Raw genomic sequence first — 16,304 nt, 5'->3', positions numbered from 1 at the left:
CCTCCGGGTGACCGCGGTTTCACTTCCCGTGCGATTGGATCACGGCATCGCCGCGAACCGGAACGCCAGTACCGGGAGCACGGGTCTCGTGCTCTTGCTCGTCGTGCTGACCTGGCTGCTCAGCCTGCCGGTGGTCTCGCCCGCGCTGGCGAACGGCCTGGCCGGGACCCCGCCGATGGGCTGGAACAGCTGGAACCAGGTCCGCTGCTACGACCTCACCGAGGACATCGTGAAGAACGCCGCCGACGCGCTCGCCGACACCGGCTTGCGTGACGCGGGTTACAAATACGTGGTCGTCGACGACTGCTGGCAAGCGCCGGCACGCGCCGCCGACGGCTCACTGCAGGCGGACCCGAAGCGGTTCCCGCACGGCATCGCCGACCTCGCCGACTACGTCCACTCCCGCGGCCTGCTCTTCGGCATCTACGCCGTGCCCGGCAGCCGGACCTGCGCGATGGCGAACGACGCCTACCCCGCGTCCGGCATCGGCTCGCTCGGCCACGAACGCCAGGACGCCGAGACGTTCGACCGCTGGGGCGTCGACTACCTCAAGTACGACTGGTGCAACGCCGACACCGTCGACGGCCTCGACCGGAAAGCGGCGTTCGAGAAGATGCGCGACGAGCTCGCCGCATTGCCCCGCCCGATGGTCTACGCGATTTCCGAGTACGGCGTCTCGAGCCCGTGGACCTGGGCGCGGCCGGTGGCGAACCTGTGGCGGACCACCTACGACCTGACCCCGACCTGGGACTCCGTGCTCGCCACGATCGACCAGCAGGCGGCCGTCGCCGTCCACAGTGGCTCCCCCGGCGGCTGGAACGACCCGGACATGCTGCAGGTCGGCAACGGCACGCTGACCGCCGACGAGTCCCGCGCGCACTTCAGCGTCTGGGCCGTGCTCAACGCGCCGCTGTTCGCCGGCACCGATCCGGCGAAGCTGAGCGACACCGACCTGGCGACGCTGGGCAACGCGGAAGCGATCGCCGTCGACCAGGACTTCGCGGGCGGCCAAGGGCGGCGGCTCGACGCGGGCCCCGGCTACCAGGTGTGGGGAAAACCCTTGAGCGACGGGGGTTTCGCGGTGGTGCTGCTCAACACCGGCAGCACCACCGCGACCGTCTCGGCGGACATCCCGGGGGCGTGGCACGTCCGGGACCTGTGGGCGCACCGGGACGCCGGAACCGCGGTGGCGGCGTCCCTGCGCCCGCATCAGGCGGCCCTGCTGAAGCTCACCCCTCGGTGAGGTCCTTGCCGAAGCAGCGGCTTTCCGGCTCGTTCCGGTAGACGCCGAACTTCGGGATTTCGACGTAGCCGGACGACGTGTAGAGCGCGATCGCCTCCGGCTGCTTCGTCCCGGTCTCCAGGACCGCGCGCTTGCGGCCGCACAGCGCCGCCGTGCGTTCCAGCTCGGAAAGGATCATCCGCGCGAACCCGCGGCCCCGGGCCGAATCGGCGACGTACATGCGCTTGAACTCGGCGTCGCCGTCCCGGAAGTCGGGCTCGGGGCCGTCGTGGGCGCGCCACGCCCCGCAGGCGACCGCTTCCTCGCCCTGGTAGCCGACGAGGAACAGGCCCTGCGGCGGGTCGAAGTCCGCCGGGCTCATCGGGGTGGCGTCCTCGCCGCCGTAGCGCTCGACGTACACCTGCTGCACCGCCGCCATGAGCTTGGCCGCGTCCGGGTGGTCGTAGGGGACTGGAACGATTCTCACGCTTCCCAAGCCTAGATCAGCGCCAGTGCGTCCATCCGCCTTCTCGGGAAAACGGCTTGCCGTCCACGGTGATCCCGGAGTCGGCCATCGTGGCGACGCCGATGGTGCGCCAGCCGTCGGGAAGCTCGGTGAACGGCGGGAAGGTGGCGACCAGGGCGTGGTCTTCACCACCGGTGAGCACCCAGTCCAGCGGGTCCGCGCCGAGGGCGGCGCCGACTTCGGTGAGCCGGGCGGGGATGTCGAGGTCGGCGGTGCGGATGTCGATGCCGACGCCGGAGGCTTCGCCGATGTGGCCGAGGTCGGCGAGCAGGCCGTCGGAGACGTCGATCATGGCCGTGGCCCCGGCGAGCGCGGCGCGCGGACCGGCTTCGTACGGCGGTTCCGGGCAGCGCTGCGCGTTGACGACGCCGACCGGGGACCGGAAGCCGCGGCCGAGCACGGCCAGCCCGGCGGCCGCCCAGCCGAGCCGCCCGGTGACGGCGACGACGTCGCCGGGCCGGGCACCCGAGCGCGTCACCGGCTCGCGGTCGCCGAGGTCGCCCAGCGCCGTGACGCTGATCACGAGCTGGTCGGCGCGGACCATGTCGCCGCCGGAGACGCCGACGCCGGCGCGTTCGGCCTCGGCCCACATGCCGTCGGCCAGCCCGGTGACGACTTCGCGCGGGGTGTCGGGCGGGCAGGCGAGGCCGACCAGGACGGTGGTCGGGGTGGCGCCCATGGCGGCGATGTCGGCCAGGTTGACCGCGACGGCCTTGCGCCCGACGTGCTCGGGCGAGGACCAGTCGAGCCGGAAGTGGACGCCCTGGACGAGCACGTCGGTGCTGGCGACCACGCGGCCGTCGGGGGCGGCGACCACGGCGGCGTCGTCGCCCGGGCCGAGCAGCGTGCCCGGCGGCTGGCGCCGTCCTTCGGTGACGGCGCGGATGAGCGCGAACTCGCCGGTCTCGGCGACCGTTCCGTCGTTCGGTGACACCGGTCACCTCTGCTTTCTCTACCGGGACAAAGATCGATCACCGATAGTCGGATGCCCTATGTTTTTCCGTGAGCTGGCGATACGTTGCTGATGACGTTCCTACCTTGAGAGACAAGATCCCGACGAAAGGGCGCGCCGTGGTCCACGCATACATCCTCATCCAGACCGAGGTCGGCAAGGCGGCCGCGGTGGCTGCCGAGATCTCCAGCATCCCGGGTGTGACCAGCTCGGAGGATGTCACCGGACCGTACGACGTCATCGTCCGCGCGGCCGCCGACAACGTCGACCAGCTGGGCCAGCTCGTGGTCGCGAAGGTGCAGAACGTGGAAGGCATCACACGGACGCTGACCTGCCCGGTCGTGCACCTCTGACCTTCAGTAGGTTCCGGGAGTGCCCGACTCCGACACCGGTGCCCCGCCCAGGGTGGTGCTCGTCACCGCGGCCGCGCTCGCCGTGGCCCTGGCCGTCGCCGTCGCCGTGTTCGCCCTGACCAAGGGTTCGGAACCCCCGGAGACGGGCCCCCTGGCGCTCGTCCCGGTCCCGGCGCCCGCCGCGACTTCACCGGCGTGTACCGCGTTGCTGGGCGCGGCGCCGACGGAGCTGACGTCGAACGGCACCCGGCTGAAACTCCGTGAGCTGGCCACCCCGGCCCCGCCCGCGACGATGGCGTGGGGCGAACCGGACGCGCTGGTGCTGCGCTGCGGCCTGAACCGGCCGCCGGAGCTCACGCCGTCGGCCCAGCTGCGGCTGGTGAACAAGGTCCAGTGGCTGCAGGTCCCGGGCGAAGGCGCGTCGACGTGGTACGTCGTGGACCGTGAGGTGTACGCGGCGCTCACCGTGCCGGACAGCGCGGGAACGGGCCCGCTGCAGGAAATCTCGGACGCGGTGGCCGCGAAGCTCCCCGCCCGCCCGTTGCGCTTCTCCTGACCACTTCGTCCACAGTGGACGTTGTCAGCGCAGCAGGGAGACCAGCGCCGGCAGCGCCGCCACCAAAGCCTCCCGCGAACACCCGGCGTACCCGATCGCCACGCCGTGCGCCGACGGCGTTCCCGCGAAGTGCCGCGCCAGCCCGTCCAGCCGGATGCCGCGCCGTTCCGCCGCCGAGATCACCGCGAGCTCGACCGAAGCCGACGCGAACGGCACCACCAGGTGCGCACCCGCGTCGTCGCCGCGGACCGGGATGTCCGCCGCGGCCAGCGCCCCGGCCAGCAGTGTCCGCCGCTCCGCCATCTCGCGGCGCAGTTTCCGCAGGTGGCGGCCCAGATCGCCGTTCCGCGCGAACTCGTACAGGACGCGTTGCCCGGCCGGCGACGGCCGGGTGCCGGTCAGATCGCGGTAGGCCAGCACCGCCGACGTGATCGCCTCCGGCGCCACCATCCAGCCCGCGCCCAGCGTCGGCGTCAGGATCTTGCTCGTGGTCCCCAGGTGCGCCACGACGTCCGGGGCCAAGGCGGCCAGCATCGGCAGCGGGGCGACGTCGAAGCGGAGTTCGCCGTCGTAGTCGTCCTCGATGACGAGCATCCCGCCGGACCGCGCGCGCTCCACCAGCTCGACGCGGCGGGCCGCGCTCAGCCTGCTGCCCATCGGGTACTGGTGCGCCGGCGAGCAGTACACCGCCCGCGCGCCGGCCGGGATCTCCCCCGGCCGCAGTCCTTCGTCGTCGACCGGCACACCGACGACCCGCATCCCCGCCCGCAGGAACGCCTGCACCGCGCGCTGGTAGCCGGGCTCTTCGACGGCGACGACGTCCCCGCGGCGCAGCACCGCGGCGGCCAGCTCCACGACCGCGGCCGTCGTCCCGCCGGTGGCCAGGACCGACCCGGCGGCCAGCCCGCGGTGGCGCAGCAGGTGCTCCGACACCGCCGCGCGGTACTCCGGCAGTCCCGCGCGGTGGGCGCGGACCAGCGGATCCGGGTCGGCCGCCGCGCGCCAGGCACGCCGCCAGGCCGCGCGGTCCAGCCCGGCGGCCCACGGCGTGCCGGGGCCCAGGTCGAGCAGGGGTGAGATCTCGGTCTCCGCGCCCGGCACCGGGCCGGGCACGGGGACTTCCGAGGCCGACAGCGTCGGCGGAGTGGTCACGTAGGTGCCCGAGCCGTGCCGCCCGGCGATCCAGCCCTCGGCGTGGAGCTGCTCGTAGGCGGCCGACGTCACGGTCCGGCTGACGCCGAGCCGCCCGGCCAGTGCCCGCGTCGACGGGAGCCGGTCGCCGCCGCGCAGGTGCCCGGACGCCGCGGCCTCGCGCAGCGCGTCGGCGAGCTGGACGGCCAGGGGCGTGACGGCCTCGCGGTCGAGGCTGACCGGAAGCGCGGTGTCGGTGTGGGACACGGGACCTCCTCGAGTGGACTTCCCGAGTGTACGAGAAGTGGCCGTTTCCCGAGGCCACTGCGCCGGGAGACGCTGGTCGCATGCTCTCCACCACGCCCCGCACGACGCTCGGCCGCAAGAAGCACCGCGCGGTGACCGACCGCTCCGCCCTGCACGAAGTCCTGGACGAAGGCCTGATCTGCCACCTCGGCATCGTCCGCGACGGCGTGCCGCTGGTCCTGCCGACCGGCTACGGCCGCGACGGCGACACGCTCTACCTGCACGGCTCGACCGGCGCGGCCAGCCTCCGCACGGCGGCCCACGGCCTCGACGTCTGCGTGACAGTGACGCTCCTCGACGGCATCGTCTACTCGCGGTCGGTGAACAACCACTCGATGAACTACCGCAGCGCCGTGATCTTCGGCACGGCGAAGCCCCTCGAGGCCGAAGCGAAGATGCACGGCCTGAAGGTGCTCACCGACCACCTGGCCCCGGGCTCGTGGGAGCACGCGCGCGAGGTCAACGCCAAGGAGTTCGCCGCGGTGCGCGTCCTCGCGCTGGACCTGGCGGAGGCGTCGGTGAAGATGCGCGCCGAGGGCCCGGACGACGAGCCGGAAGACGTCGGCGCGGACACCGCCTGGGCGGGAGTCCTCCCGGTGCGGACGGTCTTCGGGGCACCCGAGCCGTCGGCGGACCTCTCCCCCGGCTGGACGGTCCCCCCGCACGTCGCCGGTCGTGAGTGAGAAACAGTGTTCCAACCCTGTTTCTCACTCACGACCGGCGAGCGGCAACCGCACCGTGAACGTGGTCCGGCCCGGCTGCGAGTCGACGCCCACCGTGCCGCCGTGGGCCGCGACCAAGGACTGGACCACCGACAACCCCAGCCCGGTGCCGCCGTTGCCGCGCGTACGCGAATCGTCGACGCGGAAGAACCGGTCGAAGATCCGCTCCTGGACGGACGGTGCGATGCCGGGCCCGGAGTCGGTCACCCGCACCACGGCGTCGCCACCCGAAGCCGTCACCTCGACGTGCACCGCGGTCCCCGGCGGGGTGTGCACGGCGGCGTTGGCCAGCAGGTTGTCGAGCACTTGCCGCAGGCGCACGGGATCGGCGTCCACGAGAGCCGCCGAGAGCGACGACGTCAACGGATGGTCGGGCCGCCCGGCGGCGAACGCGTCGGCCGCATCGCCGGCCAGCTCGGCCAGGTCGGTGCGCTCGGGCCGCAACGGCGTTTCGGCGGCCCGCGCGTCGAGGCGGGCCAGCAGCAGGAGGTCGTCGACGAGCACGCTCATCCGCGCCGTCTCCTCGCGGATCTTCGCCAGGTGCGCCTCACGCTCGGCGGGCTCGTTCGCCGCGGCGTAGCGGAAGAGGTCGGCGTACCCGCGGATCGACGTCAGCGGGGTCCGCAGCTCGTGGGACGCGTCCGCGACGAACCGGCGCAGCCGCTCGTTCGCCTCGGTCTTCGCGGCCAGTGACGTGTCGATGTGGGCCAGCATCACGTTGAACGCCGTCCGCAGCTCGTCGACTTCGGCGCCGCCGCCGGTGCCGGCCGCGCGCACCGGCAGGTCGGGGTTCGCGGTGAGGTCGTGCGAGGCGATGTCGTGCGCGGTGCCCGCCATGTCGGCCAGCGGGCGCAGGCCGCGGCGCAGCACCAGGCGTCCCACGACCACCAGCACGGCCAGCGCCAGCGCGAACGCGCCGACCTCGACCCAGATCAGCTGCCGGACGGTGTTGTCGAGGTCCCGCTGCGGCGCCGCGCTCACCAGCACCGAATCGGTGTCCACCGGACACGCGCGCACTCGGTAAGGCTCGCCGCCGCGCAGGTACAGCGTGCGGGTGACGTCGCCGGCCAGCCCTTCCGCGGCGATCTTCGCCAGCTGCTGCGCGTCGCCCGGCGGGTTGCCGCCCGAGGCCGGAGTCGCGACGCCGTCCTGCACCTTGTACAGCACCGAATACCAGGAATAGACCGATTCCGGCGAGCCGTGCGTCTCGCGCAGCAGCGGCACCTGCGTGTCCTGGCTCTTGGACAGCTGCTCGTCGAGCCGCCGGTCGAGGTAGCCGTGCATGATCCCGACCGTCGTGACGCCGACGGCCGCGAACACCACCAGTGCGAGCGCGCCGAGGCCGAGGGTGATCCGCGTGCCCAGCCGCGTCCGCTGCCAGGCGCCGTACCACCGGGCGAAGAAGCGCTTCACCGGTGGGCCTGGCGCACGACGTAGCCGACGCCGCGGACGGTGTGGATCAGCGGCTCGCCGTCACCCGCGTCCACCTTGCGCCGCAGATGCGAGATGACCAGTTCGACCACATTGGACCGGCCGCCGAAGTCGTACTCCCAGACGTGGTCGAGGATCTGCGCCTTGGTCAGCACCGCGGGCGAGCGGCGCATGAGGTAGCGCAGCAGCTCGTACTCGGTCGGCGTCAGCTCGGCGAGCCGCTCGCCGCGGCGGACCTCGCGGGTGTCCTCGTCCAGGGTCAGGTCGCCGACCCGCAGCACGGCCCCGCGCGCCTCGGGCTGGTGCGTGACACCGGCGCTGCGCCGCAGCACGGCTCGCAGCCGCGCCATCAGCTCTTCGACCGAGAACGGCTTCACGAGGTAGTCGTCACCCCCGCGGGTGAGCCCGGCGATCCGGTCGGCCGTCGCGTCCTTCGCCGTGAGGAAAACCACGGGCACGGCGTCGCCGTTCTCCCGCAGCCGGTCGAGGACGGTGAAGCCGTCCAGGTCGGGCAGCATGAGGTCGAGCACGACGATGTCCGGCCCGAACGCCGCCGCGGCGTTCAGCGCGGCCTGGCCGGACCCGGCCGTGATCGCCTGCCAGCCCTCGTACCGGGCGACGGTGGCGACGAGGTCGGCGATGTGCGGCTCGTCGTCGACGACGAGCAGGCGGACGGGTTCGGAGGGCTGCACCACCCCATCTTCACCCGGCGCGGGCACGGCGGGCGAGCGGAGAGGGCGGCCGACAGGAATCCGACAGCCCGCACCCAGACTCGCCACAGGCTGCGCGGCGAGGCTGGCCTTCGTGAACCGAACCGAAGGGGAATCCGTGTGACCAGCATGACGCAGACCGCCGAGGCCGCGCGCCCGGCGATCCGCCCCCGGATCGCCGCGAAATCCGGCCTCTTCCTCTTCCTCGGCGCCAACGTGGCCGCCGTCACCGTGCTGTTCGTGCAGGCCGGAGTCTCGCAGAACGTGCTCATCACGATCGGCAGGCTCGCCGGGCTGTACGGCGCGCTGGCGATGGCGTTCCAGCTGCTGCTGGTGGCCCGGCTGCCCTGGCTGGACCGCCGGCTCGGCATGGACCGGCTGACCTCGTGGCACCGCTGGACCGGCTTCACGATCCTGTGGACCCTGCTGGCGCACCTGGTGTTCATCACACTGGGCTACGCGGAGGTCTCGAGCAAGGGCGTCGTCGACGAGCTCGTCGAGATGGCGAACACCCTCGAAGGGATCCTGCGGGCGCTGGTCGCCTTCGCCGTGATCCTCATCGTCGGTGGCGCTTCGGCGAAGTTCGCACGCAAGCGGCTCGCCTACGAGACGTGGCACTTCATCCACCTCTACACCTACGCCGCGATCGTGCTGGCCTTCACGCACCAGATCGCGCTGGGTCAGTCGTTCGCGGGTTCGGACACGGCGAAGGCGTACTGGTGGACGCTCTGGCTCGGGGCGGGCGCCGCCGTGCTCGCCGGCCGCGTCGTGCTGCCGCTGTGGCGGAACCTGCGTCACCAGCTGCGCGTCACGGCGGTGGTTTCCGAGTCCCCGGACGTCGTTTCCGTGTACATGACCGGCAAGCACCTGGACAAGATGCCGGTCAAGGCGGGCCAGTTCTTCCTGTGGCGGTTCCTCACGAAGGACCGCTGGTGGCAGGCCAACCCCTTCTCGCTGTCGGCCGCGCCGGACGGCCGCACCCTGCGGCTGACCGCGAAGGCCCTCGGCGACTCCAGCGCCGGGCTGCGCAACCTCCGGGTCGGCACCCGGGTGTTCGCCGAAGGCCCGTACGGCGCCTTCACGACGATCCACCAGCGGCGGCCCAACGCGCTGCTCGTGGCGGGTGGCGTCGGCATCACGCCGATCCGCGCGCTCCTCGAGGACATCGACGGCCACGTCGTCGTGCTCTACCGGGTGCGCAACCAGGCCGACGCGGTGCTGCTGCCGGAGCTGAACGGGCTGGCCAAGGCCCGCGGCGCCGTCGTGAGTGTCCTCACCGGACCGGACCAGGCGGTCGGCCCGCGCGGCGTGATGCTCGGGCCGGCCAACCTGCACATGATGGTGCCGGACGTGCACGAGCGGGACGTGTTCGTCTGCGGCCCGCCGGGGATGACCTCGGCGGTGCTGCGCAGCCTGCGCGAGCTGAAGGTGCCGAACGCCCAGGTCCACGCCGAACGCTTCAGCCTCGCGGCCTAGGGGGACCTCGTGAAGAAGACCATTTTCGTCGTCGCACTGTCGATCGCCGGGTTCATCGCGGTCTGGCGGTTCGAACCGGGGCCGGTGCACAACACCGCCGCCGTCGCCCAGGCGCCACCAGTGAGCGTCACGGTACCGTCCACATCGGCCGCTCCGACGACCACGCCGACGACCACCCCGGCGGCTCCGTCCACTTCGGCCGACCAGCCTGCTCCGTCCACTTCGGACTCTCCGTCCACTCGGGACACTTCGGGCGAGACGGTGACCACGCAGGGCAGCGCGGAATCCAGCCGGTACGGCACCGTGCAGGTACAGGTGACGTTCACGGGCTCGCGGATCGCCGTCATCACGCTGCTGCAGGCCCCGGACGGCGGGCGGTCGCTCACCGCTCTCCCGAAGCTGCAGCAGGAAGCGATCAAGGCGCAGAGCGCCGCCATCGACACGGTGACCGGCGCCACCGAGACGAGCGAGTCGTACAAGACGTCACTGCAGGCCGCGATCGACGCCAGGGGAAACCGATGACCAACCGCGTCGAACAGGTCATGGGCCTGCCGATCTCCCTCGACCTGCGTGACGAGGGCGACTTCACCGAGGTCGTCGACGACGTCTTCGCCTGGTTCCGCGACGTCGACGCCCGGTTCAGCCCGTTCAAAGAGGACAGTGAGGTCAGCCGGTACGACCGCGGCGAGCTGACGGCCGCGGAGCTGAGCGAGGACCTCCTGGAGGTGCTGGAACTCTGCGCGTACTACGAGCAGCTCTCCGGCGGCGCGTTCCGCGCCCGGCTGCCCGGACGCGGCCTCGACCCGTGCGCGGTGGTGAAGGGCTGGGCGGTGCAGCGCGCCGCCGACATGCTGAAGGCGGAGGGCGCCACGACGTTCTGCCTCAACGCCGGCGGCGACGTCGTCACCGCGGGCGAGCCGGAGCCCGGCCGTCCGTGGCGTGTCGGAGTGCGCCACCCCGAGCAGCCCCTCGCCGTGTGCGCGGTGCTGGAGTCGCGCGACGGCGCCATCGCGACGTCGGCGGCGTACGAACGCGGCTCGCACATCGTCGACGGCCGGTCCGGCGCCCCGGCGACCGGGCTGATGAGCGTCACCGTCGTGGCCGGCGACCTGGTCACCGCGGACGCGCTGGCCACCGCGGCGTTCGCCATGGGCCCCGAGGGCATCACCTGGGCGGCCGACCGGCCGGACTGCGAGATCCTCATCGTCGACGACAGCCGCCGCGTGCACCGGACGGCGGGGCTGGCGCTGGCGTCCTAAAACGGTTCGCCCTCTTCGGGCGGCTGGGCCAGACTCGGCTGCACCCGTCTTCGAGGAGTGCCATGCCGTCGTCCGTCCTGAACGTTTCCGTCGACTGCGCCGACCCGTACACGCTGTGCCGGTTTTGGAGCGAAGTCACCGGGAAACCGATCCCGGAAGAAGACCAGCCGGGCGACGACGAGGTCGGCTTCCAGCTCAACGACGACACGGCGTTGCTCTTCCTGCGCGTCCCGGAACCGAAGACCGTGAAGAACCGGCTGCACCTGTGCCTGCAGCCGGACGTTCCCCGCGACGAGGAGATCGAGCGGCTCCTCGGCCTCGGTGCGACGCTGGTGAACGACCTGCGCGACCCCGACGGCACCGGCTGGGCCGTGCTCGCCGACCCCGAAGGCAACGAATTCTGCGTGCTGCGCAGCGCGGCGGAGCGCGCGGCGACGTCGTGACGGACTCGTTCGCCGTCAACAAGGCCAACTGGGACGAACGCGCGGTGCTGCACGCGGCGTCGCCCGACTACGGCTTCGCCCGGTATGTCGCGGACCCGGCCCACCTGAGCGGCGTCGTGCGGTTCGACCGGCCGCGTCTGGGCGACCTCACCGGGCTGCGCGCGGTGCACCTGCAGTGCCACATCGGCACGGACACGGTGTCGCTGTCCCGGCTCGGCGCGTCCGTGACGGGCCTGGACTTCTCGGGCGCGGCATTGGCCCAGGCCAGGCGCTTCGCCGCGACGGCGGGCGCTTCGATCGACTTCCACGAGGCGAACGTCCACGACGCCGTCGAGGTGCTCGGCGCCGGGCGGTTCGACCTGGTCTACACCGGGATCGGGGCCCTGTGCTGGCTGCCGTCCGCCGCGCGCTGGGCGTCGGTCGTCGCCGGCCTGCTGCGGCCGGGCGGACGGCTCTTCATCCGCGAAGGGCACCCCATGCTGTGGTCGCTCGACGAGCGGACGGACCTGGCGGTGCCGCGGTTCCCGTACTTCGAGCACGCCGAACCGCTGGTCTTCGACGACCCCGGGACGTACGTCTCCGTCGACCGGCCGCTCGAGCACAGCGTCACCCACGAGTGGAACCACTCGCTGGGCGAGATCATCACGGCGCTGCTGGACCACGGCCTGACCCTGACCGGGTTCACCGAGCACGACAGCGTCCCGTGGAACGCGCTGCCCGGGCAGATGGTGCTCGACGAGGCCACCGGCGAGTGGCGGCTCGAGGACACGCCGTCGCGGCTCGCGGCGAGCTACACGCTCCAGGCGGTCAAGACCGGCTGAATAGGGTGGCCGCATGCCTTTGATCGCCCTCGCCACCCTCGGCGGCACCATTTCGATGGCCCCCGCCGACGCCGGAGGCGGTGCCGTCCCGCGGCTCGGCGCGGCCGACCTGCTCGGCGGCCTCGGCGATCTGCCGATGGACGTCCTGGCGGAGACCCTGGCCGGGATCGGCAGCGCGTCGATGGACTTCGCGACGCTAATGCGCTGCCGCGACTGGGGACTGCGGCAGGACGCCGACGGGTTCGTCGTCGTCCAGGGCACGGACACGCTCGAGGAGACGGCGTACTTCCTCGACCTGGGCTGGCCGTCGGAGATCCCGGTGGTGGTCACCGGGGCGATGCGCAACTCCGGCCTGTTCAGCCCGGACGGCCCGGCGAACCTGCGCAACGCGCTGACCGTCGCGGCCGATCCACGCAGCCGCGGCCGCGGGGTGCTGGTGACGCTCAACGACGACGTCCACGCGGCGCGCTGGGTGCGGAAGGCGCACTCGAGCCACCTCGACGCGTTCTCGTCGGCGCCCGCGGGGCCGCTGGGCATGGTCGTCGAAAACGCGGTGCACTACTTCCACCCGTCGCCGCCGCGCCCGCCGGTGCTCACGGGCGGGGACTTCGGCGGCCTGGTCCCGGTGGTCGAAGCCGGTCTGGACGACTCGGGCGCGGTGCTTTCGTCGGTGGCCGCGCAGCCGGAGGTGCGCGGTGTCGTGATCGCCGCGACGGGCGCGGGGCACGTGTCGTCCGGCACGGCGGACGTGATCGCGCGGCTGGTGCCGTCGTTGCCGGTGGTGGTCGCTTCGCGGACGGGAGCGGGCCCGACCCTGCGCTCGACGTACGGCTTCCACGGCTCGGAGTCGAGCCTGATCGCGATGGGCGCGACGATGGCGGGCTGGCTGGACGCGCGCAAGGCCCGCATCCTGCTCCACACCCTGCTGGCGGCCGGCGCGGCCCGCGACGACATCGAACGCGAGTTCCGCGCGCGCGGCGACCTGGACTGAAGGGCCGGTCAGTCCAGGACCGGGCCGCCCAGCGGATCGAGGTGGTAGGGGCGCATCGCGCGGCCCGCGTCGCGGTAGACGTGGATCGAGACCGCCGGGTCCGGGCCCTCGTTGCGCACTTCGTGCACGTACCCCGGCCCGAAGACCCGCGACTGCCCCGGCGCGAGCGCGTGCAGTTCGGTGACCGCGCGGCCGCCCGGCGCCCGGCGCGCGACGGCCTCGGTCAGGTGGCCGCTGACCACGGTGAACGCGCCGCTGGCGAACGCGTGGTCGTGCAGGTCGGTGCGCTGGCCGGGCAGCCAGCTCATCAGCCACACCTCCTGCTGCTCGTCCTTCGAGACCAGCGTCGCGAAGCGCCCTTCGGGGTCGTAACGCAGCAGGTGGCGCCAGCGGCCACGGTCGGCGGCGACCTCCAGCGCGACGCGCACCGGGTGGCGCAGCGCGGGGTTCTCGGGACGCAGGAGGGTGTTGTCCGGAACGGCGAACATGAGGGTCCTCACGGAAGGAAAAGGGTGTCGACCTGGGCCGGGGCTGGGTTCACCGACAACAGCGACACGCGCGCACGCTCGAGCCGAGGCCCATGAGGCCCCGAAGCTCAGACATGGCGTACGCGAACATGGCGACCAGAGTCCCAGCGCACCCGGCCCCGGTCAAGCCACTCCCACCATCCGGGCGGTACGGCACCCTCGTCAGGACCACTCGTGTTTCTGCGACCGTCCCAGCAGCTCGGCCCCGGCCCGCCGCGGGTCGACGCCCTCGTGGCAGACGCGGTGCATGGCGTCGGTGATCGGCATGTCGACACCGAGGCTCTGGGCTAGGGCCCGGATCGACGAGCACGACATGACGCCCTCGGCGACCTGCCCGCCGGCCGCCGCCTGCGCTTGTTCGAGGGTCTCGCCGCGGCCGAGGCGCTCGCCGAAGGTGCGGTTGCGCGAAAGCGGCGACGAGCACGTCGCCACCAGGTCGCCGACCCCGGCGAGCCCGGCGAACGTGAGCGGGTCGGCGCCCAGTTTCGCGCCGAGGCGGGCCATCTCGGCCAGGCCGCGGGTGATGAGCGTCGCCATCGTGTTCGTGCCGAGCCCGAGGCCGGCGGCCATCCCGGTGCTGAGCGCGATGACGTTCTTGCACGCGCCGCCGAGCTCGCAGCCGACGACGTCGGTGTTGGTGTACGGGCGGAAGTAGGAGTTGGCGCAGGCGCGCTGGATCGCGACGGCGCGTTCGTGGTCGGCGCAGGCCAGCACGGAAGCGGACGGCTGACCGGCGGCGATCTCCTTGGCCAGGTTCGGCCCGGTGACGACGACGACGTCGCCGGCGTCGATCCCGACGATCTCGCCGATCACCTCGCTCATCCGCATGAGCGTGCCGAGCTCGACGCCCTTGGCGAGGCTGACGAGGATCGCGCCGGGCGGCAGCAGCTCGCGCCACGCCGTCAGGTTCGCCCGCAGGCTCTGGCTGGGCACGGCCAGCACCACGGCTTCGGCGTCGTGCAGGGCCTTCGCGGGATCGCTGGTGGCGGTGATGGTCTCCGGCAGCGCGATCCCGGGCAGGTAGGCGCTGTTGGTGTGCCGCTCCCGGATGTCCTCGGCGACCTGCTCGCGGCGCGCCCACATCGTGACGTCACGGCCGGCGTCGCCGAGCACCTTCGCGAAGGCGGTGCCCCACGAACCGGCCCCGAGCACGGTGACCCGCTGCACGTCGGCGCGCATCAGGCGGTGTCCCCCGGCTTCACCGACGGCGGTTCCTCGTGCCGGATCTCGCCGAGCAGCCGGGTCACGTCGTCCATCATGATCTTGGTGACTTCCCGCAGCTTCGACGCGCTGCGCGTGTTGCCGCCGCGGTAGGCGGACAGGTCGAGCGGGTCGCCGACGGAGTGGGTGATCGTCTTGCGCGGGAAGGGGGTGAACTTCTTCGTGTAGCCGTTGAAGATCTGGCTGGTGCCCCAGCGCGCGATCGGGATGACGGGGACGTCGTTCTGGAGCGCGAGCCGGGCGGCGCCGGTGAAGGACTCCTTCGGCCAGCCGGCCGGGTCCTTGGTGATGGTGCCCTCGGGGTAGATGACGACGATCTTGCCGTCCTGGAGCGCCTCGTGAGCGGCCTTGAGACTGTCCCCGGCGGCGGCCGACCCGCGCGAGACGGGGATCTGCCCGGACCCGGCGACGATCGGGCCGAGGATCGGCGCGCGCATCAGGCTCTCCTTGAAGAGAAACCGCGGAACGCGCTTCTGCCGGTGCACGAAGACGGCGTCCACGGCGGGGTCGAGGTGCGAGATGTGGTTCATGACGAGCAGCGCGGGCCCCTGCCGGGGAATCTTCTCGGCCCCGACGTACACCCGCCGGGCGATCCCCGTCAGCGGATAGAACAGTACGGCGGCGACCCCCACCCAAAAGCCGCCCTTTTCACGCCGGGCCACGATCTCCTCCTCCACAGCTGACGTCCGCCCCAGATCCTGCCGCGCCGGGGTCAGCGCGGTCCAGGGAGGGTCGGTTGAGCCTGGCCAGGAGCGGTCCCGGCCCGATCTCCGAAGGCCCCGCCGGGCCCCTGCGCCGGTCGGGCAAGTCCTCCCGAGGCAGGGTCCGGCATATCGCTACCGCGGTACTCGGCGATCGAAGCTCGCGGCGGGCAGCACCGGCGTGAACGGCACGCTGAGGCATGACCTGCGCCTCACCCAGACCTCCCGCCCCCCGGCTCGAGTTGTCCACAACACCCGTCGCCTGTGGACAACTCCGTCCGGCGGCCGCACCCGTCGCGCCTTTCCGGTAAAGATGGACGGGTGGACGTGGATCTGGTCGTGCCGATGAAACACCCCCGCGACGGCAAGTCGCGGCTGCGTGGTGCCGTCGCGGCGGACCGTCATGCCGGGCTGGTCCTGGCGCTCGCCGCCGACACGCTCGCCGCCGTCGTCTCGGCCGGGCGCGTCCGGCGGGTGCTGCTCGTCGCGGCCGATCCGCTGGCCGTCGCCGAGCTGGGCGAACTCGGGGTCGAGATCGTCGCCGAGTCCGGCGAAAGGACCCTCAACGCCGCCTTCCGCCACGGCGAAGCCCTGCTGAAAGCCGACGATCCGGGCGCCGTCGTGGGCGCGCTCCAGGCCGATCTCCCGGCCCTGCGCGCCGGCGACCTGACGGCCGCCCTGACGGAAGCCGCCGGGCGGCGGGCCTTCGTCGCCGATCGCCAGGGCACCGGCACCACCCTGCTGCTGTCCGCGCCCGGCGAGCCCCTCGCCCCGGATTTCGGGCCCGGCTCGGCGCGGAAGCACGCCGCGTCCGGGGCGATCCCGCTCGGCCAGGCTCTGCCGACCCTGCGCAGTGACGTCGACACCCCGGATGATCTCGCCCACGTCCGCGCGCTCGGTGTCGGAAAACACACCGCCGCCCACCTCGGCGAACCGGACGGGATACCGCGTTGAGC

19 protein-coding genes are annotated in these 16,304 nt (G+C 72.5%); 11 read left to right on the top strand and 8 right to left on the bottom strand.

Annotated features, from left to right (window positions below; genetic code table 11):
- Positions 1-88 precede the first annotated feature (88 nt).
- Positions 89-1,243, top strand: coding sequence for a glycoside hydrolase family 27 protein (locus CF165_RS29185; RefSeq protein WP_240521845.1), 1,155 nt, complete (start codon positions 89-91; stop codon positions 1,241-1,243).
- Here CF165_RS29185 and CF165_RS29180 read toward each other — a convergent pair.
- Both CF165_RS29180 and CF165_RS29175 read right to left on the bottom strand, forming a co-directional pair.
- On the bottom strand, positions 1,230-1,709 hold the full coding sequence (locus CF165_RS29180; RefSeq protein ID WP_093950790.1) for a GNAT family N-acetyltransferase: 480 nt from the start codon (positions 1,707-1,709) through the stop codon (positions 1,230-1,232). The genes CF165_RS29185 and CF165_RS29180 overlap by 14 nt on opposite strands.
- 16 nt (positions 1,710-1,725) lie before the next feature.
- Positions 1,726-2,682: a thiamine-phosphate kinase gene (locus CF165_RS29175; RefSeq protein WP_093950789.1), complete on the bottom strand. Its 957-nt coding sequence runs from the start codon at positions 2,680-2,682 to the stop codon at positions 1,726-1,728.
- A gap of 137 nt (positions 2,683-2,819) precedes the next feature.
- On the opposite strand from CF165_RS29175, the gene CF165_RS29170 reads away from it, so the two are divergent.
- Together CF165_RS29170 and CF165_RS29165 are read left to right on the top strand one after the other, a co-directional pair.
- A complete protein-coding gene (locus tag CF165_RS29170) occupies positions 2,820-3,053 on the top strand; it encodes an Lrp/AsnC family transcriptional regulator (protein WP_003091994.1) in 234 nt (77 codons plus the stop codon).
- Between the two features lie 19 nt (positions 3,054-3,072).
- On the top strand, positions 3,073-3,609 hold the full coding sequence (locus tag CF165_RS29165) for a DUF3515 domain-containing protein (RefSeq protein WP_205661003.1): 537 nt from the start codon (positions 3,073-3,075) through the stop codon (positions 3,607-3,609).
- Between the two features lie 24 nt (positions 3,610-3,633).
- Here CF165_RS29165 and pdxR read toward each other — a convergent pair whose 3' ends face one another.
- Positions 3,634-5,007, bottom strand: coding sequence for a MocR-like pyridoxine biosynthesis transcription factor PdxR (gene pdxR, locus CF165_RS29160; protein ID WP_093950787.1), 1,374 nt, complete (start codon positions 5,005-5,007; stop codon positions 3,634-3,636).
- An 80-nt stretch (positions 5,008-5,087) separates the two neighbouring features.
- On the opposite strand from pdxR, the gene CF165_RS29155 reads away from it, so the two are divergent.
- On the top strand, positions 5,088-5,729 hold the full coding sequence (locus CF165_RS29155) for a pyridoxamine 5'-phosphate oxidase family protein (RefSeq protein WP_093950786.1): 642 nt from the start codon (positions 5,088-5,090) through the stop codon (positions 5,727-5,729).
- Between the two features lie 24 nt (positions 5,730-5,753).
- On the opposite strand, the gene CF165_RS29150 is transcribed toward CF165_RS29155, so the two are convergent.
- Positions 5,754-7,181, bottom strand: a complete 1,428-nt coding sequence (locus CF165_RS29150) for a sensor histidine kinase (protein WP_093950785.1) — start codon at positions 7,179-7,181, stop codon at positions 5,754-5,756.
- The gene (locus tag CF165_RS29145) at positions 7,178-7,891 is read right to left on the bottom strand and encodes a response regulator transcription factor (protein WP_093950890.1); all 714 of its coding nucleotides are present in this window, start codon (positions 7,889-7,891) and stop codon (positions 7,178-7,180) included. The genes CF165_RS29150 and CF165_RS29145 overlap by 4 nt, the downstream gene beginning before the upstream one ends.
- A 147-nt stretch (positions 7,892-8,038) precedes the next feature.
- Between CF165_RS29145 and CF165_RS29140 the strand changes: the two genes are divergently transcribed.
- The 6 genes from CF165_RS29140 to CF165_RS29115 all read left to right on the top strand — a co-directional run bounded on the left by CF165_RS29140 (position 8,039) and on the right by CF165_RS29115 (position 12,899).
- Positions 8,039-9,385 (top strand): ferredoxin reductase family protein, encoded by a 1,347-nt coding sequence (locus tag CF165_RS29140; RefSeq protein ID WP_093950889.1) that lies wholly within the window; start codon positions 8,039-8,041, stop codon positions 9,383-9,385.
- Between the two features lie 9 nt (positions 9,386-9,394).
- A complete protein-coding gene (locus CF165_RS29135) occupies positions 9,395-9,907 on the top strand; it encodes an FMN-binding protein (RefSeq protein ID WP_093950784.1) in 513 nt (170 codons plus the stop codon).
- Complete coding sequence (locus tag CF165_RS29130; protein WP_093950783.1) at positions 9,904-10,644, top strand: FAD:protein FMN transferase; 741 nt, start codon at positions 9,904-9,906, stop codon at positions 10,642-10,644. Before CF165_RS29135 ends, CF165_RS29130 begins: the two co-directional genes overlap by 4 nt.
- 62 nt (positions 10,645-10,706) lie before the next feature.
- A complete protein-coding gene (locus tag CF165_RS29125) occupies positions 10,707-11,087 on the top strand; it encodes a VOC family protein (RefSeq protein WP_093950782.1) in 381 nt (126 codons plus the stop codon).
- On the top strand, positions 11,084-11,908 hold the full coding sequence (locus CF165_RS29120) for a class I SAM-dependent methyltransferase (RefSeq protein ID WP_093950781.1): 825 nt from the start codon (positions 11,084-11,086) through the stop codon (positions 11,906-11,908). The genes CF165_RS29125 and CF165_RS29120 overlap by 4 nt, the downstream gene beginning before the upstream one ends.
- A 13-nt stretch (positions 11,909-11,921) precedes the next feature.
- Positions 11,922-12,899: an asparaginase gene (locus CF165_RS29115; RefSeq protein WP_093950780.1), complete on the top strand. Its 978-nt coding sequence runs from the start codon at positions 11,922-11,924 to the stop codon at positions 12,897-12,899.
- 8 nt (positions 12,900-12,907) lie between these two features.
- Here CF165_RS29115 and CF165_RS29110 read toward each other — a convergent pair whose 3' ends face one another.
- The 3 genes from CF165_RS29110 to CF165_RS29100 form a co-directional block, all read right to left on the bottom strand.
- Positions 12,908-13,387 carry a cysteine dioxygenase gene (locus tag CF165_RS29110; protein WP_093950779.1) on the bottom strand — a complete coding sequence of 160 codons (480 nt, stop codon included), beginning with the start codon at positions 13,385-13,387 and terminating at the stop codon, positions 12,908-12,910.
- 201 nt (positions 13,388-13,588) lie between these two features.
- The gene (locus CF165_RS29105; protein WP_093950778.1) at positions 13,589-14,605 is read right to left on the bottom strand and encodes an NAD(P)H-dependent glycerol-3-phosphate dehydrogenase; all 1,017 of its coding nucleotides are present in this window, start codon (positions 14,603-14,605) and stop codon (positions 13,589-13,591) included.
- Positions 14,605-15,324 (bottom strand): lysophospholipid acyltransferase family protein, encoded by a 720-nt coding sequence (locus CF165_RS29100; protein WP_093950777.1) that lies wholly within the window; start codon positions 15,322-15,324, stop codon positions 14,605-14,607. Before CF165_RS29100 ends, CF165_RS29105 begins: the two co-directional genes overlap by 1 nt.
- A gap of 345 nt (positions 15,325-15,669) precedes the next feature.
- Between CF165_RS29100 and cofC the strand changes: the two genes are divergently transcribed.
- Entirely contained in the window at positions 15,670-16,302 is a 633-nt protein-coding gene (gene cofC, locus CF165_RS29095) for a 2-phospho-L-lactate guanylyltransferase (RefSeq protein WP_093950776.1), read from the top strand.
- The last annotated feature ends 2 nt before the right edge of the window (positions 16,303-16,304 follow it).

Source organism: Amycolatopsis vastitatis, from assembly GCF_002234595.1.
GTDB lineage: Bacteria > Actinomycetota > Actinomycetes > Mycobacteriales > Pseudonocardiaceae > Amycolatopsis > Amycolatopsis vastitatis.
This window is presented reverse-complemented; position numbering and strand designations above follow the sequence as displayed.

Excerpts from the sequence above, each read along its gene's own strand:
- CF165_RS29115 (WP_093950780.1), top strand. The coding sequence starts at position 11,922 with ATGCCTTTGATCGCCCTCGCCACCCTCGGCGGCACCATTTCGATGGCC.
- CF165_RS29140 (WP_093950889.1), top strand. The coding sequence starts at position 8,039 with ATGACGCAGACCGCCGAGGCCGCGCGCCCGGCGATCCGCCCCCGGATC.
- CF165_RS29155 (WP_093950786.1), top strand. The coding sequence starts at position 5,088 with ATGCTCTCCACCACGCCCCGCACGACGCTCGGCCGCAAGAAGCACCGC.
- CF165_RS29125 (WP_093950782.1), top strand. The coding sequence starts at position 10,707 with ATGCCGTCGTCCGTCCTGAACGTTTCCGTCGACTGCGCCGACCCGTAC.
- CF165_RS29105 (WP_093950778.1), bottom strand. The coding sequence starts at position 14,605 with ATGCGCGCCGACGTGCAGCGGGTCACCGTGCTCGGGGCCGGTTCGTGG.
- CF165_RS29130 (WP_093950783.1), top strand. The coding sequence starts at position 9,904 with ATGACCAACCGCGTCGAACAGGTCATGGGCCTGCCGATCTCCCTCGAC.
- CF165_RS29110 (WP_093950779.1), bottom strand. The coding sequence starts at position 13,387 with ATGTTCGCCGTTCCGGACAACACCCTCCTGCGTCCCGAGAACCCCGCG.